General features: G+C 39.2%; 2 protein-coding genes and 2 rRNA genes. 1 reads left to right on the top strand and 3 read right to left on the bottom strand.

The window, feature by feature from the left end; genetic code table 11:
• Positions 1-99: 99 nt before the first annotated feature.
• Both GEMHA0001_RS05170 and GEMHA0001_RS05165 read right to left on the bottom strand, forming a co-directional pair.
• Positions 100-2,979, bottom strand: a 23S ribosomal RNA gene (locus GEMHA0001_RS05170).
• A gap of 209 nt (positions 2,980-3,188) precedes the next feature.
• Positions 3,189-4,745: ribosomal RNA gene (locus tag GEMHA0001_RS05165) — 16S ribosomal RNA — on the bottom strand.
• The 16S and 23S rRNA genes sit together here, the layout of an rRNA operon.
• A 574-nt stretch (positions 4,746-5,319) precedes the next feature.
• On the opposite strand from GEMHA0001_RS05165, the gene GEMHA0001_RS05160 reads away from it, so the two are divergent.
• Entirely contained in the window at positions 5,320-5,829 is a 510-nt protein-coding gene (locus tag GEMHA0001_RS05160) for a GNAT family N-acetyltransferase (RefSeq protein ID WP_004264493.1), read from the top strand.
• Positions 5,830-5,861: 32 nt separating this feature from the next.
• On the opposite strand, the gene GEMHA0001_RS05155 is transcribed toward GEMHA0001_RS05160, so the two are convergent.
• Positions 5,862-8,201 carry an endonuclease MutS2 gene (locus GEMHA0001_RS05155; RefSeq protein ID WP_003144683.1) on the bottom strand — a complete coding sequence of 780 codons (2,340 nt, stop codon included), beginning with the start codon at positions 8,199-8,201 and terminating at the stop codon, positions 5,862-5,864.
• Between the last annotated feature and the right edge of the window lie 85 nt (positions 8,202-8,286).

Genomic DNA, 8,286 nt, shown 5'->3' with positions numbered 1-8,286 from the left:
TGTGTCCTCTTCGCTATCGCCACCAGACGAAAACTTCATATACATATTATATCATCTTTTTTCTTTTTGTCAACAGTTACTTTTCTAAAGAACTTTCACTTGATTAAGTCCTCGACCTATTAGTATTAGTCAGCTGAACACGTTACCGTGCTTACACTCCTAACCTATTCTCCTTGTCGTCTTCAAGGGGTCTTAATATCCGTGGGAAATCTCATCTCGAGGGGGGCTTCATGCTTAGATGCTTTCAGCTCTTATCCCTTCCGTATTTAGCTACCCAGCTATGCCACTGGCGTGACAACTGGTACACCATTGATACGTCCATCCCGGTCCTCTCGTACTAAGGACAGCTCCTCTCAAATTTCCTACGCCCACGACGGATAGGGACCGAACTGTCTCACGACGTTCTGAACCCAGCTCGCGTACCGCTTTAATGGGCGAACAGCCCAACCCTTGGGACCGACTACAGCCCCAGGATGCGATGAGCCGACATCGAGGTGCCAAACCTCCCCGTCGATGTGGACTCTTGGGGGAGATAAGCCTGTTATCCCCAGGGTAGCTTTTATCCGTTGAGCGATGGCCCTTCCATGCGGAACCACCGGATCACTAAGTCCTGCTTTCGCACCTGCTCGACTTGTAGGTCTCACAGTCAAGCTCCCTTGTGCCTTTACACTCTGCAAATGATTTCCAACCATTCTGAGGGAACCTTTGAACGCCTCCGTTACTCTTTGGGAGGCGACCGCCCCAGTCAAACTGCCACCTGACACTGTCTCCCGGTCTTCTACGCCGAGGGTTAGAATTTCAATACAGCAAGGGTAGTATCCCAACAACGCCTCCTCATACACTGGCGTGCATGATTCTCTGGCTCCTACCTATCCTGTACATACTGCATCAAAATTCAATATCAAGCTACAGTAAAGCTCCATGGGGTCTTTCCGTCCTGTCGCGGGTAACCTGCATCTTCACAGGTACTATGATTTCACCGAGTCCATCGTTGAGACAGTGCCCAAATCGTTACGCCTTTCGTGCGGGTCGGAACTTACCCGACAAGGAATTTCGCTACCTTAGGACCGTTATAGTTACGGCCGCCGTTTACTGGGGCTTCAATTCATACCTTCGCTTACGCTAAGCACTCCTCTTAACCTTCCAGCACCGGGCAGGCGTCAGCCCCTATACTTCACCTTACGGTTTTGCAGAGACCTGTGTTTTTGTTAAACAGTCGCTTGGGCCTATTCACTGCGGCCTACTCTCGTAGGCACCCCTTCTCCCGAAGTTACGGGGTCATTTTGCCGAGTTCCTTAACGATGGTTCTCTCGCTCACCTTAGAATTCTCTTCCCAACTACCTGTGTCGGTTTGCGGTACGGGCACCTCTTATCTCGATAGCGGCTTTTCTTGAGAGTTTGGCTTCATTGACTTCGCTACTATATTTCGCTCCCCATCACACTTCAGTCTTACAGCAGCGGATTTGCCTACTACTCAACCTTTGTGCTTAGACGTCCTATTCCATCAGGACGATCAATTAGCCTCCTCTGTCCCCACTTCTCTCAAACGATATTTGGTGGTACAGGAATTTCTACCTGTTGTCCATCGGCTTCACCATTCGGCTTCACCTTAGGTCCCGACTTACCCAGAGCGGACGAGCCTTCCTCTGGAAACCTTAGTCATTCGGTGGATAGGATTCTCACCTATCTTTCGCTACTCACACCGGCATTCTCACTTCTAACCTCTCCACCTCGCCTTACAGCTCGGCTTCTACGATGTTAGAACGCTCTCCTACCATATAACATTAGTTATATCCGCAGCTTCGGTTGTATGTTTAGCCCCGGTACATTTTCGGCGCGATGTCACTCGACCAGTGAGCTATTACGCACTCTTTAAATGGTGGCTGCTTCTAAGCCAACATCCTGGTTGTCTGTGCATCATCACATCCTTTTCCACTTAACATACAATTTGGGACCTTAGCTGGCGGTCTGGGCTGTTTCCCTTTCGACTACGAACCTTATCACCCGCAGTCTGACTCCCGTTGATATTTATCTGGCATTCGGAGTTTGTCTGAATTCGGTAACCCGGGATGGGCCCCTAGTCCAAACAGTGCTCTACCTCCAGTAAACTCACAACGAGGCTAGCCCTAAAGCTATTTCGGAGAGAACCAGCTATTTCCAAGTTCGATTGGAATTTCTCCGCTACCCACAGCTCATCCAAACACTTTTCAACGTGTCCTGGTTCGGTCCTCCATTCAGTGTTACCTAAACTTCAACCTGGCCATGGGTAGATCACTTGGTTTCGGGTCTACTCCATCATACTATTTCGCCCTATTAAGACTCGCTTTCGCTGCGGCTCCATGTCTTCCACTTAACCTCGCATGATAAAGTAACTCGCCGGTTCATTCTACAAAAGGCACGCCATCACCCTCAAGGGGCTCTGACTACTTGTAAGCACACGGTTTCAGGTTCTCTTTCACTCCCCTCCCGGGGTTCTTTTCACCTTTCCCTCACGGTACTGGTTCACTATCGGTCACTAGGTAGTATTTAGCCTTACCAGATGGTCCTGGTAGATTCCGACGGAATTCCTCGTGTTCCGCCGTACTCAGGTGCTCTCTCGCGCCAACTTAGCATTTCGTATACAGGACTTTTACCTTCTACGGTCTAACTTTCCAGCTAGTTCTACTATACTTTGTCATACACTTTGTTGAGAGTCCTACAACCCCAATATGCAAGCACATTGGTTTGGGCTCTTTCCTTTTCGCTCGCCGCTACTCAGGAAATCGATTTTTCTTTCTCTTCCTACAGGTACTTAGATGTTTCAGTTCCCTGCGTTACCTCGCTTTCGCGTACCGCCCTTTTAAAAGCGGTGGGTTCCCCCATTCGGATATCTACGGCTCTTTGCTTACTTACAGCTCCCCGTAGCATTTCGTCGTTTGTCACGTCCTTCATCGGCTCCTAGTGCCAAGGCATCCTCCGTGCGCCCTTTACTACTTAATCGTGTGTAGCTTTTACGCTTCGTTCTTTTCCTTGAACTCTTTGTGAATAAGTTTTTACAACTTACTTACTTTTTTCTCGGTTTTGTAAATCTGTTTCTTTTACTTTATAGAAAATTATTTTTGATCTAATATATATATTCAGTTTTCATTGTGCTTGAGTGTTTGAACACTCAAAACTAAACGAATTATCAACGTATTCCTTATCCTTAGAAAGGAGGTGATCCAGCCGCACCTTCCGATACGGCTACCTTGTTACGACTTCACCCCAATCATCTGTCCCACCGTGACCGGCTCCCTCCTAAAAGGTTAGGCCACCGTCTTCGGGTGTTACAAACTCTCGTGGTGTGACGGGCGGTGTGTACAAGACCCGGGAACGTATTCACCGCGACATTCTGATTCGCGATTACTAGCGATTCCAGCTTCATGTAGTCGAGTTGCAGACTACAATCCGAACTGAGAATAGTTTTGTGAGGTTTGCTTACTCTCGCGAGCTCGCTTCTCTTTGTTCCTATCCATTGTAGCACGTGTGTAGCCCAAGTCATAAGGGGCATGATGATTTGACGTCATCCCCACCTTCCTCCAGTTTATCACTGGCAGTCTATCTAGAGTCCCCATCTTACTGCTGGCAACTAGATATAAGGGTTGCGCTCGTTGCGGGACTTAACCCAACATCTCACGACACGAGCTGACGACAACCATGCACCACCTGTATCTGTGTCTAACCAAAGGTCAGAACAACACAATCTCTTGTGTCCTCACAGTATGTCAAGACTTGGTAAGGTTCTTCGCGTTGCTTCGAATTAAACCACATGCTCCACCGCTTGTGCGGGTCCCCGTCAATTCCTTTGAGTTTCAACCTTGCGGTCGTACTCCCCAGGCGGAGTGCTTAATGCGTTAGCTGCAGCACTGATCTCTTATGAGACCAACACTTAGCACTCATCGTTTACGGCGTGGACTACCAGGGTATCTAATCCTGTTTGCTCCCCACGCTTTCGCGCCTCAGTGTCAGTTACAGGCCAAAAAGCCGCCTTCGCCACTGGTGTTCCTCCTAATCTCTACGCATTTCACCGCTACACTAGGAATTCCACTTTTCTCTCCTGCACTCAAGTTTAACAGTTTCCAATGACCCTCCACGGTTGAGCCGTGGGCTTTCACATCAGACTTATTAAACCACCTGCGCGCGCTTTACGCCCAATAATTCCGGACAACGCTTGCCACCTACGTATTACCGCGGCTGCTGGCACGTAGTTAGCCGTGGCTTTCTGGTTAGGTACCGTCTCTACTGTGTATAGTTACTACACAATCATTCTTCCCTAACAACAGAGCTTTACGAACCGAAATCCTTCTTCACTCACGCGGCGTTGCTCCGTCAGGCTTTCGCCCATTGCGGAAGATTCCCTACTGCTGCCTCCCGTAGGAGTCTGGGCCGTGTCTCAGTCCCAGTGTGGCCGATCACCCTCTCAGGTCGGCTATGCATCGTCGCCTTGGTAGGCCTTTACCCCACCAACTAGCTAATGCACCGCAAAGCCATCTCATAGTGTTAGCAAAACCAACTTTTAAACATCAACCATGCAGTTAATGCTGTTATCCGGTATTAGCTATCGTTTCCAATAGTTGTCCCAGTCTATGAGGCAGGTTCTTTACGTGTTACTCACCCGTTCGCCGCTAAGTTTTTCCGGTGCAAGCACCAGAAAAACTTCGCTCGACTTGCATGTATTAGGCACGCCGCCAGCGTTCGTCCTGAGCCAGGATCAAACTCTCCAAATAAATTTGTTAGCTTGATTAGCTCATTAAAAAGTTTTATAGTTTCTTTTAAAACTGTCCTTTTTGGAATTAACGTTGACTTAATTCGTTTAGTTTTCAATGTTCAAATCATTGCGATTAACAACTTTTATATTTTAACATTTTTAAATTTCTTTGTCAAGCTTTTTTTAAAACTTTTTTAAAAATGTTTTTTTATCTTCTTTAGAAGACTTTTATTATTCTATCATTTCTTCGAATGTTTGTCAAGAAGTTTTTTTATATTTTTTAAAAACTTTTGAAGCGTTTACTTCGTTGAAATGATTGATTTTGTCTTTCTTCAAGACTTTTATAAGTTTATCATTTCTTTTATATTTTGTCAAGAACTTTTTTATAATTTCTTAACATTTAATATTTTGAAATGTTTAATTGTTCGTCTTCTTCTTGAGAAGACTTTTACTATTCTATCATCATCTTTATTTCTTGTCAACATTATTTTTCATACTTTTTCATTTTTTTTCAATATTTCTTTTTTTTTATTATTTACAATTTAAGTCTAATGAGATATTATATAAATAACATAGTTTAAGGAGGATTTTTTATGATTATCTTTAAAGAACCTATCGATGTTTCATTTCAACAAATAGAAGACTATAAGAATGAATTTATTTTAAACAATGAAACAATCCACGGTGCGGCAAACTTAACTGATCTATCTATTAATGAATGGGTAAAATTTGTAGAAAATACTAAGTATAAAGAAACAGTCACTCCAGGATTTGTTACTGCACATACTTTCTTTGCACTAGATAATGATAGGATTGTCGGTATTATTAACGCAAGACATGAACTTAATGATTATCTATTAAACTTTGGAGGTCATATAGGTTACAGTGTTAGAAAATCAGAACGTAAAAAAGGATATGCAAAGAAGATGTTAAACTACACTTCTGAATTTTTATTTTCACTCGGTCTAGAGAAAATTCTAATTACTTGCGATAAAAATAATATAGCTTCAAAACGTACTATTGAATCATGTGGTGGTATTTTAGAAAATGAGGTAGTAGAAGAATCTAGGACTACATTAAGATATTGGATATATAAAAAATAAGGTTAGGTTGGAATTTAATCCAACTTAACCTTTTATTTCATCTCAACCACAGTAGCTCCCATTCCACCTTCGTTTTGCCCTCCGGTTCTATAGCTAGCTACATATCTATTATTTTTAAGGTATTCTCCGATATTTTTTCGTAGTATACCAGAACCTAAACCATGTATAATAGTAAATGTATCATACCCTTGAAGTATTACTTTATCCATGTAATTTTCAATCTCTCTTATAGCTTCTTCTGTATTTAATCCTATTACATTAATATCAATACCCACTTTTTTACTACTTACACTGCTTGTACTTACATATCTCTTAGCAATTTCTGGTTCACTTTCGATTTTTCTTACTTCTTTTTTCTTGATATTTAGTTTCATAGCCCCCATTTTTATTTGTAGGGTATTTCCTGAAATTTCTAATACAGTCGCTCTTTGATTATAACTTAGCACGAGCACATCATCACCAACCTGTATTTCACTATTATTAAATTTAGGTTGACTTTCTAATTTTCTTTGTAGTTTTATTTTATTCTTGCTCTTATCCATAGAATGAAGTAAGTCATTAAGCTCATGCTGTTTTAAAGAAGTATTGTCTTTAAATTCTTTATAAATTTCAAGCATCTCTTCTTTTTTCTCTTCTATTTCTTTATTTAACTCTAGACTTAAATCATTGTATAGACTTTCTTTATATTCTTCATATTTCTGTAGGTTAGTTTCAAGAGTTTCTTTAACTTCATCAATTTCAGCTAAACTTTTATTTATATATTCTAATTTATAATCATATTCTCTAATACTTTCCGATAGTTTATCTATGAAGAGATTATTCTCTTTCGTATTAACTTCTAATAATGAACTTGCTTCATCTATAATAGATTGCTCTAGACCTAGTTTAGCAGAAATATTTATTGCATTAGATTTCCCTGGTAAACCTATAATAAATCTATAAGTTGGCTTTAATTTTTCAAAATCAAATTCCATAGATGAGTTTTTATAATACTCTGATTCAAAACAATAGTTTTTAATTTCTGGGTAGTGCGTTGTACATAACATCGTTGCATTTAGATTCTTGAATTTCTCTAATAATGCAATTGACAACACAGCACCCTCACTCGGATCAGTTCCTGAACATAATTCATCTAATAGAATAATACTCTTATCATTCGTTTTATTTAATATATCAATTATATTAGTCATATGTGAAGAAAAAGTAGATAAGTTATTCTCGATTGATTGCTCGTCTCCCACATCTACAAACACATCTTCAAAAAATCCGACTGTTGATTCCTCTAATGCTGGAATATAAAATCCTAAATGTGATAAGTACACACATAGTCCAACTGTTTTTAATATTACAGTCTTACCTCCAGTGTTAGGACCAGTTATTATTAGTGAATTTCCTTTATTGTCTAAAATGACATCATTTTTCACAACTACATCTTTATCAATTAATGGATTATATGCTTTCTTTAAATTAAGTTCTTGTGAATTTACTATGTTTTGTTTATTAAAGCCATTTCTAGCACAAAAGTTCATTTTTGAAAAAATAAACTCTATTTGTGAAAAGTTCCAAAGTGAATTTATAAGTTCATCAGCTTTTTCTTTAATAACTTCAGATGCCTCTTTTAAAATTCTAAGTATTTCTTCTCTTTCTTTGCGTTTCAGTATACCAATTTCATTATTAATCTCTACATTTTCCTTTGGTTCAACATAAAAAGTATTACCCGAAGCACTCTCATCATGGATAATTCCACCAAAATCATTTTTATATTCTGGTTTTACTAAAATAACATCACGGTCATTTCTCTTTGTAACAATTGCTTCAGTTAATTTTTTAACATTTGAACGTAAAATATTTTTTAAAATCTGATCACTTTTATTTTTCAACTTAGAAATATTTACTTTGATATTTTTCAGTTCTAATGAAGCGTCTGGTCTTATATAACCATCCTCATCTATTATCCTATCTAGGTATCTTTCTAAATCACTAAAATCATCTAGTTTAACTACATATTTTGTTAAACTTGGATATGAAAAATGTTCTTGTAATTTAATATTCTCAAATCTTTTAGAAAATCTATCATAAGTTATAATATTCCTTAATATATAGAAGAGTTCCTTTTCTGAAAGGACACTATCAATTTTAGCTTTCTTAACACTAGCATTATAATCAAATATTTTTAATTTGAATTCATTTGGATATTTTCTTAGTAAGTCATATCCTTCTTCGTTTTCTTTATGAACTTCTACTAACTTATCATAATTTGTTATATATTCTAAATTTTTTATTTTTTCATAAGATAACTCTGAAAAACAATATTTCTCTATATCTTTTAAAACTAGGTCTAAATTAAGTTTTTTTTGAGTAATTTTATTCAATCTAATCTCACTCCTTCTATCTATATTTACATGCTTTATCTTTTTATAACACAAACTATTATACACTAAATACAAGCATTAAACA

It is taken from the genome of Gemella haemolysans ATCC 10379 (assembly GCF_000173915.1).
In the GTDB taxonomy this organism is placed as follows: Bacteria; Bacillota; Bacilli; order Staphylococcales; family Gemellaceae; genus Gemella; species Gemella haemolysans.
Note: the sequence above shows the minus strand (reverse complement) of the source record. Positions and strands in the feature narration are given on the sequence as shown.

Coding starts and splice junctions, on each gene's coding strand:
- GEMHA0001_RS05160 (WP_004264493.1), top strand. CDS start 5,320: ATGATTATCTTTAAAGAACCTATCGATGTTTCATTTCAACAAATAGAA.